Source organism: Nocardia transvalensis NBRC 15921 (genome assembly GCF_000308875.1).
GTDB lineage: Bacteria > Actinomycetota > Actinomycetes > Mycobacteriales > Mycobacteriaceae > Nocardia > Nocardia transvalensis.
Window position 1 is genome coordinate 149,924 of record NZ_BAGL01000058.1, and the last position, 15,799, is coordinate 165,722.

Here is a 15,799-nt window from a genome sequence, read left to right on the forward strand (position 1 = left end):
CAGCGCACGAGCAGGGATCAGAGCGCGTCCACGCCGTGCGGCGAGTGTGTCGTCCTCGTTTTCGGACGTAGCCGCGGCGGGTGTCTCCGGCTGGCGTCTCCGACAAGTCCCGATTGCCGCCGACTCATTGATCAGTGGGCCGCCCGACGCCGGTGGCCAGCCGGACATGTAATCGGGTGTCTCCCAATGGACTCTCCTCCAGAACGGCCGAGCCGCCGTGGAGGCCCGCTTGCTGCGCCACCAGCGCCAGGCCGAGGCCGCTGCCGGTGGCCGCGGTGTCGCCACGGCGGAAACGTTCGAAGACCCGCTCGCGGTCGGCGGGCGGGACGCCCCGGCCGTTGTCGTCGACGGTGAGCGTGACGATTCCGTCGTCGCTGGTCCGCGCGTCGATGATCACGCGAGTGGCCTGTCCGTGGCGGACGGAATTGGCGATGGCGTTGTCGAGAATGCTGCGCAGGCCCGCCGCCAGCCCCCGCATCCGCACCGGCTCGGTCACCGCGGACTCCACGACGACCTCGGGGTGGACGCGCCGGGCGTCCTCCAGGGCCTGGTCGATGATCTCGTCCAGATCCACCTCGTCGAAGTCGGCGGCCGTGGTCAACTCCCCCAGCGCCAGCCGTTCCAGCGCCGCGAGCGTGTCCTCCACCGACTGCTGGGTGGTCAGCACCTCGTCGAGGATCTGCTCCCGTTCCCGGTCACCCACCGGCATGGAGCGCAGCACCTGGAGATCGGTGCGCATGGCGGTGAGCGGGGTGCGCAGTTCGTGCGCCGAGGTGGCGGCGAAGTCCCGCGCCGCGGCCAGGGCGTCGGCGGTGTGGCGGCGTTCCTCGGCGATGCGTTCCAGCATCTGGTTCATGGCGGCGGTCAGCTCTGCGGTCTCGGTCGTGGACGAGCGGCCGGGAACCTCCAGCGACAACCGGGTTTCCGCGCCTTTCGCCGCGGTGGTCAATCGTCGTAGCGGCACCACGGCGCGGTGGGCGAAGAACCAGCCCAGGCCGGCGGCCAGCACGATCGCCGCCAGGCCGACCGTCAGGATGCGGGTGCGCTGCTGGGAGACGGTGTCGGCCAGCGTATTTCGCGGCACCGTCGCGGCCATCATCACCGTGTCCCCGTGGCCGACCTCGGCGGGCACCGTCCAGGTGACATCCGGTCCGGCGGGCAGGGGCGGCCCGTCCCCCCACGGTTCCGGCAGTGCGCCGGGGCCGGGGATCGGCCCGGCCCGGATGATGACGCGCGGCCCCGGGGCAGGCGGACCGGGTCCGGTGATCCGCAGCGCCCGGACCACCGAGTCGACCTGCTGCTCCGCACCGGACGGCGCGAGGGCGAAGAAGATCGCGCTCATCGCCGCCACCACCAGCGCGGCCGTCGCCGCACTGGCGAAGGCGACTCGCGCGCGCAGCGACAGCAGCCGTCTCACGGTTCCTCCCGTAGTACGAATCCGACCCCGCGCACGGTGTGCACCAGGCGCGGGCAGCCGGTGGCCTCGATCTTGCGGCGCAGGTAGGCGACGAAGACATCGACCACCTTGGTCTGGGTGCGAAAGTCGTAGCCCCACACCCGATCCAGCAGCTGGGCGCGGCTGAATACCTGGCCGGGCGCGGCCGCCAGTGCGGCCAGCAGGTCGAACTCGCGCTTGGTGAGATCGAGCGGAACCCCGTCCACACAGGCGCGCCGCGCGCCGGGCCGCACGGTCAACCGTCCGATCACCGTGCGCCCCGGATCCGCGGCTACGGCCGGTGCTCGCCGGAGTAGCGCGCGCAGGCGGGCCGCCAGCTCGCCCAGATCGAACGGTTTCGTCAGGTAGTCGTCGGCGCCCGCCTCCAGGGCGCCGATCCGGTCGGTGACCTCGGACCGGGCGCTCAGCACGCAGATGGGTATCTCGTTGCCGAGGGCCCGCAGAGCGGTCACCACCTGAACCCCGTCCAGCCGTGGCAGATTCAGGTCCAGCACCATCGCCGCGGGGGTGTCCGAGGCGATGCGCTGCAAGGCGGCGGCGCCGTCCGCCGCGGTATCGACCTCGAAGCCGGACAGCCGCAATCCACGCGCCACCGACGCCAACACCCTGGCGTCGTCATCGACCACCAGTACTCGGCTGTTCGTCACGAATTACGACGATAGCGACGGTCCGTACCCGCTACGGCCGCTCACAGCGGAATTTCAGAGTCCCGCCGGGCCCGCCCGGCCCGTCGCGGTGGAACAAGATGCGCGGTCGCTCCGGACCCCCGTCCCCGGGAATCCGCTCACACTGCACGGGCGGCCCCGGACGCGCACCGGGAGGCACAGGCAGCGCAACATCCGGCCCCGGCTCGCCCGGAGTCACAATCACCGGCCCGCGCCCATCCGGAGACACGATCACCGGACCCCGCTCATCGGGGCCCATAACCCCGGGGCCTTGGCCGTCCGGCGACACGAGTATCGGGTCCTGCCCATCTGGAGACACCAGCACCGGGCCCTGCCCGTCCATGCCTGCGGAGCCGGAGTCGAACGGGGGCTGGGCGGCGGCTAGGGCGGGCAACGCCAGGACGACGGTCGCGCCAGCTCCCGCGAGTCCGGCGGCTACGAGGCGGCGGCTGGTGAACAGCGGCATGGGCGTACTCCTGCTCTCTCGGGCGAGGGATCACCCTCGGTTTCCTGCGACGCCGCCGACGATATGGGCGCGGTTCTCGGGCATCGCCGGAGAACGGTTAGGAAACCGATAGAAAGCTGGGAGCCGGCTCAGACCCCGGCGAGCCACCCCGTGACACGCCGGGCGATATCGTCCGGGGTGAGGCCCAGATCCTGGTGGACCTGGGCGCGCGAGCTGTGGTCGAGGAACTGCTGCGGCACACCGAGATCCCGGGTCGGCACGTCCATACCGGCCGCGCGCAGCCGCGACGAGAGGGTGCAGCCGACGCCGCCGTGCGTACCGCCGTCCTCGACGGTCACGACCAGCCGGTAGTTCTCGGCCAGCTTCATCACCGTGTCGGAGACGGGCAGCACCCAGCGCGGGTCCACCACCGTGACCGAAATCCCTTCGGCCGTCAGCAGATCGGCGGCCTGCACGGCGGTCTGGGCGAACGCGCCCACCGCGACCAGCAGCACGTCGCCGCGCACGGTCTGCGCGGTGCCGCCCTCCGGCATCCGCAGCACGTCCACGCCGTCCAGGCGCTCCACCGCCGACACGTCGTCGGGGACGGCGCCCTTCGGGAAGCGCAGGGCGGTCGGCCCGTCCTGGACCGCGAGCGCCTCGGCGAGTTCCTCGCGCAGGGTCGCCGCGTCGCGCGGGGCAGCGACCCGGATGCCGGGCACGATGCCCAGCACCGACAGATCCCACATGCCGTTGTGGCTGGCGCCGTCCTCGCCGGTGATGCCGGCGCGGTCGAGGACGAGGGTGACCGGGAGACGCAGCAGCGCCACATCCATCAGCAGCTGATCGAAGGCGCGGTTGAGGAAGGTGGAGTAGATCGCCACCACGGGATGCATCCCGCCCAGGGCCAGGCCCGCCGCGGAGGTCACCGCGTGCTGTTCGGCGATGCCCACGTCGAACATGCGCTCCGGGAAGCGCTTACCGAACGGGGTGAGGCCGGTGGGGCCGGGCATCGCGGCGGTGATCGCCACCACGTCGTCACGCTGTTCGCCCTGGCGGATCAGCTCGTCGGAGAAGACCGACGTCCAGCCGACGGTCTTACCGGCGCGCGGCTGCCCCGTCTCCGGATTGATCGCGCCGATCGAATGCATCTGGTCGGCCTCGTGGTCCTCGGCGGGCTGGTAGCCGCGGCCCTTCTGCGTCACCACGTGCACGATGGCCGGGCCGCCGAAGTCCTTGGCGCGCCGCAGCGCCGCCTCCAGGGCGACCGTGTCGTGCCCGTCGACCGGGCCGACGTACTTCATGCCGAGGTCGCTGAACAGCTCCTGGGGCGCCACCGCGTCCTTGATGCCGGCCTTCAGCGCGTGCAGCATCGAGTACGCCGACCCGCCGACGCGCGGGATGCCCTGCACGAACCGCTTGGTGGCGTCGAGGGCCTGCTCGTAGGCGGGCTGCATGCGCAGCGCGGTGAGCCGGTCGGCCAGGCCGCCGATGGTGGGCGAGTACGAGCGTCCGTTGTCGTTGACGACCACGATGAGGGAGCGGTCCTGCCCGGCGGCGATGTTGTTCAGCGCCTCCCAGCACATGCCGCCGGTGAGCGCGCCGTCGCCGACCACCGCGACCACGTGCCGCTGCTGCTTGGTCAGCGCGAACGCCTTGGCGAGGCCGTCGGCGTAGGACAGCGAGGCCGAGGCGTGCGAGGACTCCACCCAGTCGTGCGCGCTCTCCGAGCGGCTCGGGTAGCCGGACAGGCCGCCGCGTTTGCGCAGCGTGTCGAATCCGTCCTGGCGCCCGGTGAGGATCTTGTGCACGTACGCCTGGTGACCGGTGTCGAAGATGATCGGGTCGGCCGGCGAGTCGAAGATCCGGTGCAGCGCGATCGTCAGCTCCACCACACCGAGGTTCGGTCCCAGGTGACCGCCCGTGACCGCGACTTTGCGGACCAGGAACTCGCGAATCTCCTCGGCCAGCTCCTCGAGCTCCGGTACCGTCAGCCGGCGCAGGTCCTCGGGCGTATCGACCCGGGAAAGAACTCCCACCGCTATTACTCCCTCTGGATGGCTCGTCTGTTTCAGACAGTCTACGGAGCCGTCCAGACCCCTGAGTTCCGACGTGACCCACCCCCTACTCCCACCCGTCCGCCACGCTGCGCCCCAACCCTTCTGGAGGTCCGGATGACCGACGATCGACACCACCCCGCCACGGTGACCACCTTCGGGCACGGCACCGCCACCGGCACACCGGACCTCATGCGGGTCTCGATCTCCATCGAGACGCGCGCGAGCACCGTCGCCCTCGCCTACGGCCAGGCCGGGACCCGCACCGCCGCCGTGACCGGCGCCCTGCGCGCCGACGGGGTGGGCTCGGCCGATATCGGCACCAGCGGGCTGTCGGTCCGCACCGAGACGACCTGGACCGAGGGCACCGGCTCCCGCATCACCGGTTACGTCGCTACTACGGAGTTGACGGTGTCGCTGCGCACGGACCGTGTGGACGTCGGCCATCCGGATCCCGCGACGGTCGTCGCACACGCGGTCGAGGCGGGCGGCGACGACGTCCGGCTCGGCGGCCTCACCCTCACCTTCGCCGATACCGAGGCCCTCGCCGCCGAGGCCCGCGACGCGGCCTGGGCCGACGCCCACGCCAAGGCCACCCAGTACGCCGCCCGGGCCGCCCGCACTCTCGGTTCCGTCCTCGAGATCACAGAGAACACCACGGCCGCCCCGTCCCCGCTCCCCCGCGCCGACTTCAAACTGGCCATGGCAGCCCCCGCCGCCCCCGTCCCCGTCGAATACGGCGAATCCCAACTCTCCGCCACCCTCCGCGCCACCTGGCTCCTCGACTAGCCACACCCGCCCTACACCGCGCCCGCCCGCCGATACCGGCCGACCCAGACCTCCGCATGGCCGGAACCAGTGGGGCCCGACGTCGACATCTCCGCTGTCAGTGGTGCCCCGACGACGCAAGGGCCGGTGTCAGTGGTCGAATTCAACGCCGCTGGGGCCGGAATTACGTGGGAGAGCCCGGCCTCGGCCATGCCGATGTCAGTGGCGGCCCCGACCTCAACATGGCCGGGGGTCAGCGGCAGGCCCGACGTCGGCAAGCCGGAATCAGCGGGCCGACCGGACCTCGGCAAGGCCGGAGTCAGTGGCAGGTCCCACCTCGGCAAGGCCGGAGTCAGCAGCAGGCCCACTCGACAAGGCCGGGGTCAGTGGGTGGGTTCGAGGAGGGCTAGGGCTTCGATGTGGTGGGTGGTGGGGAAGGCGTCGAAGGCTCGGAGGTGGGTGGGGTGGTAGCCGGCGGTGCGGTAGAGGGCGATGTCGCGGGCGAAAGAGGCTGGGTCGCAACCGATGTGGACGATGCGGGTGGGGGCGTGGGAGGCCAGCGCGGCGACGACGTCCTTGCCCGCACCCGCGCGGGGCGGATCGAGGACCACCACCTGTGGGGGCGGGCCGGTCTGGTCGTCGAGCCAGCGTTCCACGCGCTGGGCCGTCAGATCCACCTGCGGGAGGTCGCGCAGGGCGGCCGTCCCGTCGGCGACGGCGGATCGCGCGGATTCGACGCCACGGACCGCGCCGCCGGGACCGACCTGATCGGCCAGGCGCGCGGCGAAAACCCCTGCACCGCTGTAGAGATCCCAGGCCAGGGCGCCCGGCGCGGCATCCGCCCACTCGGCGACGATATCCGAATAGCATTGCGCCGCACCGATATGCGGCTGCCAGAATCCGGTGGCGGACACCTCCCAGCGGCGGCCGGCGACGTACTGCACGGCCCGGCCACTGCCCATCACGACGCGTTCGGACCGTGCCGTGTGCGCCGCCGATCGGCGGGCGGCGGTGCTGGGCCGGTCGCCGCCGCGCCGCGCCTGCTGCCGCGTGGGCGCCAGTTCGACCACGTGCCGGATCCCGTCGCCGTCCACGGCCACCACCAGTTCGGCGCCCGGCGTCCAGGTCCGCTCGGCGAGACCGTCGATCGCGCCCGGAACCGGTTGCGGGCAGCGCAGATCCGCGAGTACATCGGTGCTGCGATACCGGTGCACCCCGGGGCGGCCGTGACTGTCGACGACCAGCCGGATCCGCGTCCGCCACGCGCCGGTGTCTGCCGACCCCGCCGCAGCGTCCGGGCCGTCGGGAGCACCACGGTCCGAACCGAAGACGTTGCCTCCCACAGGTATCGGCTCGACCTGCACCTCTGTTTCCCACCCGGCGACCCGCCGCAACTGCTCGGCGACGACGGCCGCCTTCAGCGCCCGCTGCGCCCGCGGTGTGGCGAAGGAGAAGTCACAGCACCCCGCCCCGCCGGGACCCGAGACAGGGCACGTCGCGGGCACGCGATCCGCCGACGGCTCCAGGATCTCGATCGCGTCGGCGCGACAGAAGGACTTGCCCCGGTCCTCGGTGATCAGCGCCCGGACCAGTTCGCCCGGCAGCCCGTGCCGCACGAACAGCACCCGGCCCTCGTACCGCGCCACACAGAACCCACCGTGCCCCGACGCCCCCAACCGGACCTCGAAAACCTCACCCTCCCAACCACTCTCACTCCTCGCACGATCGCCGAGGCCGCTCACTGCCGTTCCCCGTACCCGCGCCGCACCGCGCCCGGCGCGTGCTCGACACCGGCTCGTCCGGCCTTGGCCGACGACGAGCTGAGTTGCCACGGGACGCTGGTCACCATGACGCCCGGCTCGAACAGGAGGCGGCCCTTGAGGCGCAGGGCGCTCTGGTTGTGCAGGACCTGCTCCCACCAGTGGCCCACGACGTACTCGGGGATGAACACCGTGACGATGTCGCGGGGCGAGTCCCGGCGGACGCGCTTGACGTAGTCGACCACCGGCTTGGTGATCTCGCGGTACGGGGACTCGATGACCTTCAGCGGCACCGGGATATCGCTGTTCTCCCACTCGCGCACCAGCTGCCGGGTATCGGGCTCGTCGACGTTGACGGTCACCGCCTCCAGCATGTCCGGGCGTGTCGCACGGGCGTAGGCGATCGCCCGCCGGGTCGGCAGGTGCAGCTTGGACACCAGCACGATGGAGTGCGTGCGGCTGGGCAGCACGCCGTCCCAGGTCTGCTCGTCGAGTTCGTGCGAGACCGAGTCGTAGTGCCGGCGGATCATCTTCATCAGCACGAAGATGGCCGCCATCGTGACGATCGCGATCCAGGCGCCGGCCAGGAATTTCGTGATCAGCACGATGATCAGCACGGTCGCGGTCATGGTGAGGCCGATGCCGTTGATCACCCGCGACCGCTGCATGCGCCGTCGCAGCTGCGGGTCGGTCTCGGTGCGCAGCAGCCGCGTCCAGTGCCGCAGCATGCCGGTCTGGCTCAGCACGAACGAGACGAACACGCCGACGATGTACAGCTGGATCAGCCGCGTCACCTCCGCCCCGAACAGCACCACGAACGCGATCGCGGCGCCGGAGAGGAACAGGATGCCGTTGCTGAACGCCAGCCGGTCGCCGCGCGTGTGCAACTGCCGCGGCAGGAACCGGTCCTGCGCCAGAATCGATCCGAGCACCGGGAACCCGTTGAACGCGGTATTGGCCGCCAGCACCAGGATCAGCGCCGTCACCACGGTCAGGAAATAGAACCCGGCCGGGAAGCCGGAGAAGACGGCGTGTGCCAGCTGCGCGATCAGCGTCTTCTGCTGATATCCGGCCGGGGCCCCGATGAGGTCCGCGGAGCTGTGCGCGTACACCAGCCCGATCCGGCGCGCCAGCAGGATGATGCCCAGCAGCAGCACGATCGCGATCAGGCCGAGCATGAGCAGCGTCGTGGCGGCATTGCGGGACTTGGGCTTCCGGAACGCGGGCACCCCGTTGCTGATGGCCTCGACACCGGTCAGCGCGGCACAGCCGGAGGAGAACGAGCGCGCGATGAGGAAGGCGAACGCGAGACCCTGCAGATGGGAATCGGCGCCGTGCACCTCGAAGCCGAAGGACTCGGCGCGCACATCGTCGCCGAAGACCTCGATACGCAGGAACCCCCACGCCAGCATGACGACCATGCCGATCATGAACGCGTAGGTCGGAATCGCGAACATGGTGCCGGACTCCCGCACCCCGCGCAGGTTCACCGCCGCGAGCACGACGATGGCCACCACCGCGAACAGCACCTTGTGGGTGTCGACGAACGGCACCGCCGATCCGATGTTGGACGCCGCCGAGGAGATCGAGACCGCGACGGTCAGCACGTAGTCGACCAGCAGCGCGCTGCCCACCGTCAACCCCGCTGTCGGGCCGAGGTTCACCGTGGCCACCTCGTAGTCGCCACCGCCGGACGGATAGGCGTGCACGTTCTGGCGGTAGCTGGCCACCACGACCGCCATCACCGCCGCGACCGCCAGACCGACCCACGGCGCGTACACGTACGCCGACAGGCCCGCCGTGGACAGCACGAGGAAGATCTCCTCGGGCGCGTAGGCCACCGACGACAGCGCGTCGGACGCGAATACGGGCAGCGCGATCCGTTTGGGCAGCAGGGTATGACCCAGCGAATCACTACGGAAGGGGCGGCCGACCACCATGCGCTTGACGGCCGTCGTCAACTTCGACACTCGCCACAGCATACGGCGAACCGGTTTCCCCGCCGTTGCGCGGATACCCGGGTTTCGCGCAGCACATCGGGGTTTCGCCGGGCGGCGCAGGGGGAACGTGGCTGTCGTGATGGTCGGCGGGTACGGTTCCACCCACAGGGAACCAGACCGCACACCACGGTTTTCGGGAATTGGGGTTGGCACGGTGTACGTAGTGATCATGGGGTGCGGGCGCGTGGGCTCGTCGCTCGCGCGCGCCCTCGGCCGGGTCGGTCACGAGGTGGCCGTGATCGACCGGGACTCGAGCGCCTTCCTGCGCCTGGGCCGCGACTTCGACGGCGAGCGGATCACCGGCGTCGGCTTCGACCGGGACGTGCTGCGGCGTGCGGGAATCGAGCGGGCCGGCGCCTTCGCGGCGGTCTCCTCCGGCGACAACTCCAACATCATCGCCGCCCGCGTGGCGCGCGAGACCTTCGGCGTCGAGCGTGTCGTGGCGCGCATCTACGACGCCAAGCGCGCCGCGGTCTACGAGCGCCTCGGCATCCCGACGATCGCCACCGTGCCGTGGACGACCGACCGGTTCCTGCGCGCCCTCGTGGGCGAGGAGAAGATCACCACCTGGCGCGACCCCACCGGCACCGTCGCGGTCACCGAGATGCCCCTGCACGAGGACTGGTACGGGCGTACCGTGCGAGATCTGGAGGAGGCGACCGGCACCCGCGTCGCCTTCCTCATCCGGTTCGGCCAGGGTGTCCTGCCGACCGGCAAGACCGTGCTGCAGGCCGACGACACGATCTATGTCGCGGCCACCTCCGGCCATGTCAGCGAGGCCGCCGCGCTGGCCGCCAATCCACCGTCGAGCGAGGACAAGTCGTGAAGGTAGCGATCGCCGGGGCCGGCGCCGTGGGCCGCTCCATCGCCCAGGAACTACTCCGGGGCGGGCACGAGGTGATGTTGCTCGAGCGCCGCATCGATCACGTCGATCCGACCGCCGCGCCCCCGGCGACCTGGGTGCACGGCGACGCCTGCGAGCTGGAACTGCTGGAGGAGGCGAGCCTGCAGGACTACGAGGTGGTGATCGCGGCCACCGGCGACGACAAGGCGAATCTGGTGTTCAGCCTGCTCGCCAAGACGGAGTTCGGCGTGCGGCGGGTGGTGGCCCGGGTCAACGATCCGCGCAACGAGTGGCTGTTCGACAATTCGTGGGGCGTGGACGTGGCGGTGTCCACGCCGCGACTGCTGGCCTCGCTCGCCGAGGAGGCCGTCTCGGTCGGGGATCTGGTGCGGCTGATGACGCTGCGCCAGGGTCAGGCCAATCTGGTCGAGATCACCCTGCCGGCCGACACTCCCCTGGCCGGTAAGGCGGTGCGCACCCTGGCCCTGCCCCGCGACGCCGCCCTGGTGACCATCCTGCGCGGCGGCCGGGTGATCGTCCCGCAGCCCGACGACCCGCTCGAGGGTGACGACGAACTGCTGTTCGTAGCCTCGGTCGAGGCCGAGGACGACCTTCGGAAGGCGTTGGGCGTCAACGGATTCGCCGCGAACGCGGGCTGATTCTCAGGACACCTGCAGCTGGGCGCGCAGCTTGTTCAGCGCCCGGTGCTGCATGACTCGCACCACGCCGGGGCTGGTGCCGATCGCCTCGGCGGTCTGCGCCGCCGTCCAGCCCAGCACGATCCGCATCACCAGCACCTCGCGGTGCGCGGGCGCCAGCACCTTCATCAGCTCGCGGGTGGCGCGGCGGCGCTCGGACACCAGCGCCATCTCCTCCGGGCCCGCCGCGGTGGACGGCTCGTCCGGGAATTCGGCGACCGGGTAGGCGGGATGCTGCTGGGCGCGGCGGAAGGCGTCGGCGACCTTGTTGGCCGAGATGCCGTAGACGAACGCCAGGAACGACTTGCCCTGGTCCCGGTAGCGCGGGATGGCCTGCACGGTCGCGAGGCAGATCTCCTGGGCGATGTCCTCGGCGGTGACGTGCAGGTGCCCGCCGCCGCCGATGCGGGCCGCGCAGTAACGGCGCACCAGCGGGTGCACGATCTTGACGATCTCGGTGACCGCCTGCTTGTCGCCCGCGGCGGCGGGTCCGATCAGCCGGTCCAGTTCGGCCGCGGCCCGGCGGCTCTCGGAGCCGGCGGCGGGCGACTTGGGCGCCCTGGCGCCCCGGCCGCGCGGCCGTTCCTGCGACGCCAGCGTGCTGTTCTCGGTACCCACTGCGGATCCTTTCGCCGATCGCTGATCTCATCAACGATCGTGCGATGATCCGGGGTCGTGAAATAGGTACCCCAGGGGTGGGTTCATCCCCACCTGGGCATTCCGAGCGCCCCCAAAGGTGTGGGCACATCAGGGACTTCGGCCGCGAAGGCGTCCGGGTTCATCCGGATTCCGGGCGCTCGCGGCGGCGTCAGTCGCGCCGGGCGTGGGCCCCGCCGGCGTGGCGGCCGCCGCGCGCGGCGGTATCGCTCGGCGAATGCCCGGCCTTGCGCACGGCCCACACGGTGACCAGCAGCGCGACGGCGGTCAGCGGCCAGCCCATGGCGATGCGGGCCACCGCCAGCATGCCGGTGGCGTCGGCGTCGTAGAGCCGCGACTGCACCAGGTAGCGCGCGCCGAAGACGATCACCCACACGGCGGTGGCGAGGTCGTAGAGCCGCAGGACGCGGCGATCGGAGCGCCAGTCGGTGCCGTGGCCGTTGAGCACGCCCCAGATCACCCCGGCCAGCGGCCAGCGCACCACCAGCGACGCCAGGAACACCCCGGCGTACACCAGGCTGGTCCAGATGCCGAAGGCGAAGAATCCCTTCGCCGCGCCCATGCGGTAGGCGATGAACGCGCACACGCCGACGCCGATGAATCCGGAGATCGCCGGCTGGATCGGATCGCGGCGCACCAGACGCCACACCAGGACGGCCGCGGCCACACCCATCGCCGACCAGATGGCCGCGGTCAGCCCCCACAGCGCGTTGGCGGGAACGAACACCACCACCGGCACGGTGGAGTAGATCAGGCCACTGAGGCCGCCCATCTGCTCCAGCAGGGTCTGCGCCTCGCGCTCGGGGTCACGCTCGTCGGGCTCGGCGGCCCGGTCGCTGTCGACGACGCCGGCGCGCTCGGCCGCGTCGTCGCTGCTGGGTATCGGCATGCGTCAGGAATTCTCACGTAGTTCGTAGTAGGGATTGAAGATCACCTTGGCCCCGTCGCGCTCTCCGATGCGGCCGCGGACCAGGATACGGCGTCCCGACTCGATGCCCGGGATGCGGCGGCGCCCGATCCACACCAGTGTGACGGCATCCGTGCCATCGAAGAATTCGGCCTGCAGATTGGCGCCCGCGGCCTTGGGACACGCCTCCACGCTACGCAGTTTGCCGAGCATGGTGACTTCCTCACCACGCCGGCACTCGTCGGCCCGGCACGCACCGGACGCTTCGGACGTCTCGGCCAGTTCCTCGGCGTCGAGATGATCGAGGTCCGCCGTCAACCGGCGGCTCAAGCGCCGGAAGTACCCGCTGTCGGGGCCCGCCTTACGGCCGGCGACCCCGGATCCTGCCTTGTTTCCGCCCGTCAGAGGCATCTTGCAACACTTCCTGCACTGCAGACGGCGTGGGTCACACGTCGTCGGGTTTCCCACACGACCGGCCCGATCGGCCGCATATCGCCAACTGTAGATGGGCGGTTTCACCCCCGCTATGCGAGGCTGCCCACGGTCATGTGGGTACCCACTGCGCGGCGGGTTTGCACCTCGATTGCGGAGCGTGGCGTAGCTCACCGGAAACCCGCCACGCGCGGGCTGCCGGACGCGACGCGAGGCCGGTTTTCGCGCCGTGCGCGGGCGGGTCCGCGAGGCTTACGCACGGCCGGCCCGCACCGCCCTCCCCGGATCCGGCGCTCGCGCCGCGTAGGCTTCGGCCGTGCCCGATCTTCCCCGCCCGGCGCTCGTCGTCGCCCTGCCCGGTACCGGATCCGACGCCGACTTCGCCCGCCGCGCCTTCGGACCGGCCTGTGCCGCACTGGATCTCCCGTTCCTGGCGGTGGAACCCGATCCGCGGGCGGTGGTGGCCAGCTGCCGCGCGGCGCTGGACACCGCGGCCCGGTCGGGGCCGGTGCTGGCGGCGGGCATCTCGCTGGGCGCGGCGATCGCCGTCGAATGGGCCCGCGCGCGAGGCGATTCCGCGTTCGGCGTGATCGCCGCGCTCCCCGCCTGGACCGGATCGGATCCGGGCACGTCACCGGCGTCGCTCAGTGCCGCGACCACCGCCGCGCAGCTGCGGGCCGACGGCCTCGACGCCGTGATCGCGCGCATGCGCGACAGCAGCCCGGCGTGGCTCGGCGCGGCGCTGACGCAGTCGTGGACCGCGCAGTGGCCGCACCTGCCCGACGCCCTGGAGGAGGCCGCCGCCTACGCCTGGCCTTCCCCGGAAACCCTTGCGGCACTGTCCGTTCCGGCCACGATCGTGACGGCCGTGGACGATCCGGTACACCCGCTCACGGTCGCCGAGCGCTGGGCCGGGCTGATCCCGCGGTCCGAACTGCACCGCATCACGCTCGCGGAACTCGGCGCCGATCCGGCGATCGTCGGCCACCGCGGGCTGGCACGCCTCGCGGGTCGCCAAGCGGCGCATCGCTGAGCGCCGACGGTATTACCTCGCGGGTAATCGACCCGCCGCACGGCATCCGGCATCGTGGCCGTATGAGCATCGACGCATCGCCGACCACCCGCTCCGTCGTCGAGGAACTGTTGCGGCGGATCGGCGCCGGCGATCCGGAACGCATCGCCGAGCTGTACGCGCCCGAGGTCGACTGGAAGCTGAACTGGCCCGCCGACGAGCACGGCCGGACCGCCACGCCGTGGATCCGCTTGCGCGCGACCGGATCCGACGCGATCGCCCACTTCCGCGAGATCGCCGACCACCATGTGCCGGAGGAAGTCGGCACGGTGGTCGAGCGCATCCTCGTAGACGGCCCGGACGCCGTCGGCCTCGGCGAGATCCGCCAGACCGCCCGCCCCACCGGCCGCCCCTACCGCTCCCGCTTCGCCCTCCACCTGACCATCGGCGAAGGCCTGGTCACCCGCCACCACGTCTACGAGGACACCCTCGCCGTAGCCCAAGCATTCGACCACCCTGCTTGACACCAACACCCTCGCACTCCCGGCATGCCATGCCCTGGTCCCTGGATCGCAGCCCTCGCCAACCCGGCATCGCACGCCCAGCCCCCCGGCCAAACATCCCTGGCCCCCGGGATCGCACCTTCGGCAACCAGGCATCACACGCCCGCAGACCCCGGCACGTCATGCCCTGGTCCCGGGAACTACAAACCTCGACAACCTGGTATCACACGCCCGCAGTCCCCGGCTAGACATGCCCTGGTCCCCGAGATCGCATGCACTCGGTAACCGGATATCGCGTGCGCGCAATCCCCGCTTGCCGTGCCCTCAGGTGCACGCCGTTGGTTCGCCGAATGGATCGCCCGTGCCCCGGCATGCTTGTGGCCGGGGCCGACAGCCGGAGCGCTGGATCCCAGGCGTGCTGGGATCCGGCGCGGGATCGGGCTAGTTGTGGCCGAGCTGCTGCATGGCGGAGCCTTGGGTGCCTCGGCGGGGCTGGGGTGGCTGCTCGGGGGCTATTACCGGGTGCTGGCCGGTGGCGTGGGCCTGGGCTTGGGCGGCTTGGGCGGCCAGGGCCTGCTGCTGGGCTTGCACCTGCTGTTCGTGGGCCGCGGTGAGCTGGTCGGCCAGCTCCTGGGGTAGGACCACCGGGAGGGGTTCGCGTACGGGCAGGGGTTCCTCGCCGCGGCGGACCACGGTCTCGGCGACTATCGCGCGGGCCGCCTCCACCAGCGGCTGGCCCTCGTCCACCGCGCCCGAGGCGCCGGCGGCGACCAGGCGCAGCATCCAGCGGTAGCCGTCGACACCGATGAATCGGAGGTCGGCGCCCTGGGTCACGGCGTGCAGCTCCCGGCCCCACGGGCCGGTCTGGGTGGACACCTGCGCGCCGTCCGCCCGCAGCGAATCGCGCAGATCGTTGACCACCGAACGCCACTGGCCCGGCGATTTCGGGGCGGCGTAGGCCGCCACGGTCAGGCGGCCGTGCGGCGTGACGAGGTGGACGGCCTGGGGCGTGCCGTCGGGCGTCATCTCGACCTGCAGCTGGCCGCCGTCGGGCACCGGCAGTATCACCGAGCCCAGGTCCAGGCGCTGGTCGGCGACGTTGTCCAGCAGTTCGGCGACGTCCTCGTAGTCGTACGGGCCGGTACCCGAAGCGCCGGAGCCGCCGGGTTCTTTCTCGTCGCGCAACGCCTCGTACTCACCGGTCCGGTAGGCCGGCTGCTCACCTGTCTCGTAGGCAGGCTGCTGTCCGGTCCGGTAAGCAGGCTGCTCGCCGGTCTCGTACGCGGCCTGCTGACCTGTGCGATACGCAGGCTGCTCACCCGTTTCGTACGCGGCCTGCTGACCTGTGCGATACGCGGGCTGCTCACCGGTCTCGTACGCGGCCTGTCGACCGGTCCGGTACGCGGGCTGCTCACCCGTCTCGTACGCGGCCTGCTGACCTGTGCGATACGCAGGCTGCTCACCGGTCTCGTACGCGGCGTGCTGGCCAGTGCGGTACGCGGGCTGCTCGCCGGTCTCGTAGGCGGGCTGCTGGCCGGTGCGGTATGCGGGCTGCTGGCCGGTCCGGTAGGCGGGCTGTTCGTCGGTCCGGTATT

The 15,799-nt window shown here is 71.3% G+C and carries 14 protein-coding genes; 5 read left to right on the forward strand and 9 right to left on the reverse strand.

Annotated features, from left to right (window positions below; all coding sequences use genetic code 11):
- Positions 1-124: 124 nt before the first annotated feature.
- The 3 genes from ON41_RS19745 to dxs all read right to left on the reverse strand — a co-directional run bounded on the left by ON41_RS19745 (position 125) and on the right by dxs (position 4,605).
- Entirely contained in the window at positions 125-1,417 is a 1,293-nt protein-coding gene (locus ON41_RS19745; RefSeq protein WP_040749136.1) for a sensor histidine kinase, read from the reverse strand.
- Positions 1,414-2,103 carry a response regulator transcription factor gene (locus tag ON41_RS19750; RefSeq protein ID WP_083905467.1) on the reverse strand — a complete coding sequence of 230 codons (690 nt, stop codon included), beginning with the start codon at positions 2,101-2,103 and terminating at the stop codon, positions 1,414-1,416. The genes ON41_RS19745 and ON41_RS19750 overlap by 4 nt, the downstream gene beginning before the upstream one ends.
- 612 nt (positions 2,104-2,715) lie before the next feature.
- Positions 2,716-4,605, reverse strand: a complete 1,890-nt coding sequence (gene dxs / locus ON41_RS19755; protein WP_040749138.1) for a 1-deoxy-D-xylulose-5-phosphate synthase — start codon at positions 4,603-4,605, stop codon at positions 2,716-2,718.
- Between the two features lie 135 nt (positions 4,606-4,740).
- Here dxs and ON41_RS19760 point away from each other — a divergent pair, with 135 nt between their 5' ends.
- Positions 4,741-5,412, forward strand: a complete 672-nt coding sequence (locus tag ON41_RS19760; RefSeq protein WP_040749139.1) for an SIMPL domain-containing protein — start codon at positions 4,741-4,743, stop codon at positions 5,410-5,412.
- A 362-nt stretch (positions 5,413-5,774) separates the two neighbouring features.
- On the opposite strand, the gene ON41_RS19765 is transcribed toward ON41_RS19760, so the two are convergent.
- Positions 5,775-7,133: a class I SAM-dependent RNA methyltransferase gene (locus ON41_RS19765; protein ID WP_051161947.1), complete on the reverse strand. Its 1,359-nt coding sequence runs from the start codon at positions 7,131-7,133 to the stop codon at positions 5,775-5,777.
- A complete protein-coding gene (locus tag ON41_RS19770) occupies positions 7,130-9,121 on the reverse strand; it encodes an APC family permease (protein WP_040749189.1) in 1,992 nt (663 codons plus the stop codon). Before ON41_RS19770 ends, ON41_RS19765 begins: the two co-directional genes overlap by 4 nt.
- Positions 9,122-9,305: 184 nt before the next feature.
- Between ON41_RS19770 and ON41_RS19775 the strand changes: the two genes are divergently transcribed.
- On the forward strand, positions 9,306-9,977 hold the full coding sequence (locus tag ON41_RS19775) for a potassium channel family protein (protein WP_040749141.1): 672 nt from the start codon (positions 9,306-9,308) through the stop codon (positions 9,975-9,977).
- On the forward strand, positions 9,974-10,654 hold the full coding sequence (locus ON41_RS19780; protein WP_040749142.1) for a potassium channel family protein: 681 nt from the start codon (positions 9,974-9,976) through the stop codon (positions 10,652-10,654). The genes ON41_RS19775 and ON41_RS19780 overlap by 4 nt, the downstream gene beginning before the upstream one ends.
- 3 nt (positions 10,655-10,657) lie before the next feature.
- Here ON41_RS19780 and ON41_RS19785 read toward each other — a convergent pair whose 3' ends face one another.
- The 3 genes from ON41_RS19785 to ON41_RS19795 all read right to left on the reverse strand — a co-directional run bounded on the left by ON41_RS19785 (position 10,658) and on the right by ON41_RS19795 (position 12,668).
- Positions 10,658-11,311, reverse strand: coding sequence for a sigma-70 family RNA polymerase sigma factor (locus ON41_RS19785; protein WP_373281352.1), 654 nt, complete (start codon positions 11,309-11,311; stop codon positions 10,658-10,660).
- Between the two features lie 190 nt (positions 11,312-11,501).
- Positions 11,502-12,239 (reverse strand): DUF3159 domain-containing protein, encoded by a 738-nt coding sequence (locus ON41_RS19790; RefSeq protein WP_083905468.1) that lies wholly within the window; start codon positions 12,237-12,239, stop codon positions 11,502-11,504.
- Positions 12,240-12,242: 3 nt separating this feature from the next.
- Positions 12,243-12,668: an OB-fold nucleic acid binding domain-containing protein gene (locus ON41_RS19795; RefSeq protein ID WP_246460819.1), complete on the reverse strand. Its 426-nt coding sequence runs from the start codon at positions 12,666-12,668 to the stop codon at positions 12,243-12,245.
- Between the two features lie 337 nt (positions 12,669-13,005).
- Between ON41_RS19795 and ON41_RS19800 the strand changes: the two genes are divergently transcribed.
- Together ON41_RS19800 and ON41_RS19805 are read left to right on the forward strand one after the other, a co-directional pair.
- Positions 13,006-13,722, forward strand: coding sequence for an alpha/beta fold hydrolase (locus tag ON41_RS19800; protein WP_040749144.1), 717 nt, complete (start codon positions 13,006-13,008; stop codon positions 13,720-13,722).
- A 62-nt stretch (positions 13,723-13,784) separates the two neighbouring features.
- Positions 13,785-14,225 (forward strand): nuclear transport factor 2 family protein, encoded by a 441-nt coding sequence (locus ON41_RS19805; protein ID WP_040749145.1) that lies wholly within the window; start codon positions 13,785-13,787, stop codon positions 14,223-14,225.
- Between the two features lie 420 nt (positions 14,226-14,645).
- Here the strand turns inward: ON41_RS19805 and ON41_RS19810 are convergent, their stop codons facing one another.
- A complete protein-coding gene (locus tag ON41_RS19810; RefSeq protein ID WP_083905472.1) occupies positions 14,646-15,389 on the reverse strand; it encodes a DUF3710 domain-containing protein in 744 nt (247 codons plus the stop codon).
- Positions 15,390-15,799 lie beyond the last annotated feature (410 nt).

Excerpts from the sequence above, each read along its gene's own strand:
- ON41_RS19805 (WP_040749145.1), top strand. The coding sequence starts at position 13,785 with ATGAGCATCGACGCATCGCCGACCACCCGCTCCGTCGTCGAGGAACTG.
- ON41_RS19795 (WP_246460819.1), bottom strand. The coding sequence starts at position 12,668 with ATGCCTCTGACGGGCGGAAACAAGGCAGGATCCGGGGTCGCCGGCCGT.
- ON41_RS19760 (WP_040749139.1), top strand. The coding sequence starts at position 4,741 with ATGACCGACGATCGACACCACCCCGCCACGGTGACCACCTTCGGGCAC.
- ON41_RS19790 (WP_083905468.1), bottom strand. The coding sequence starts at position 12,239 with ATGCCGATACCCAGCAGCGACGACGCGGCCGAGCGCGCCGGCGTCGTC.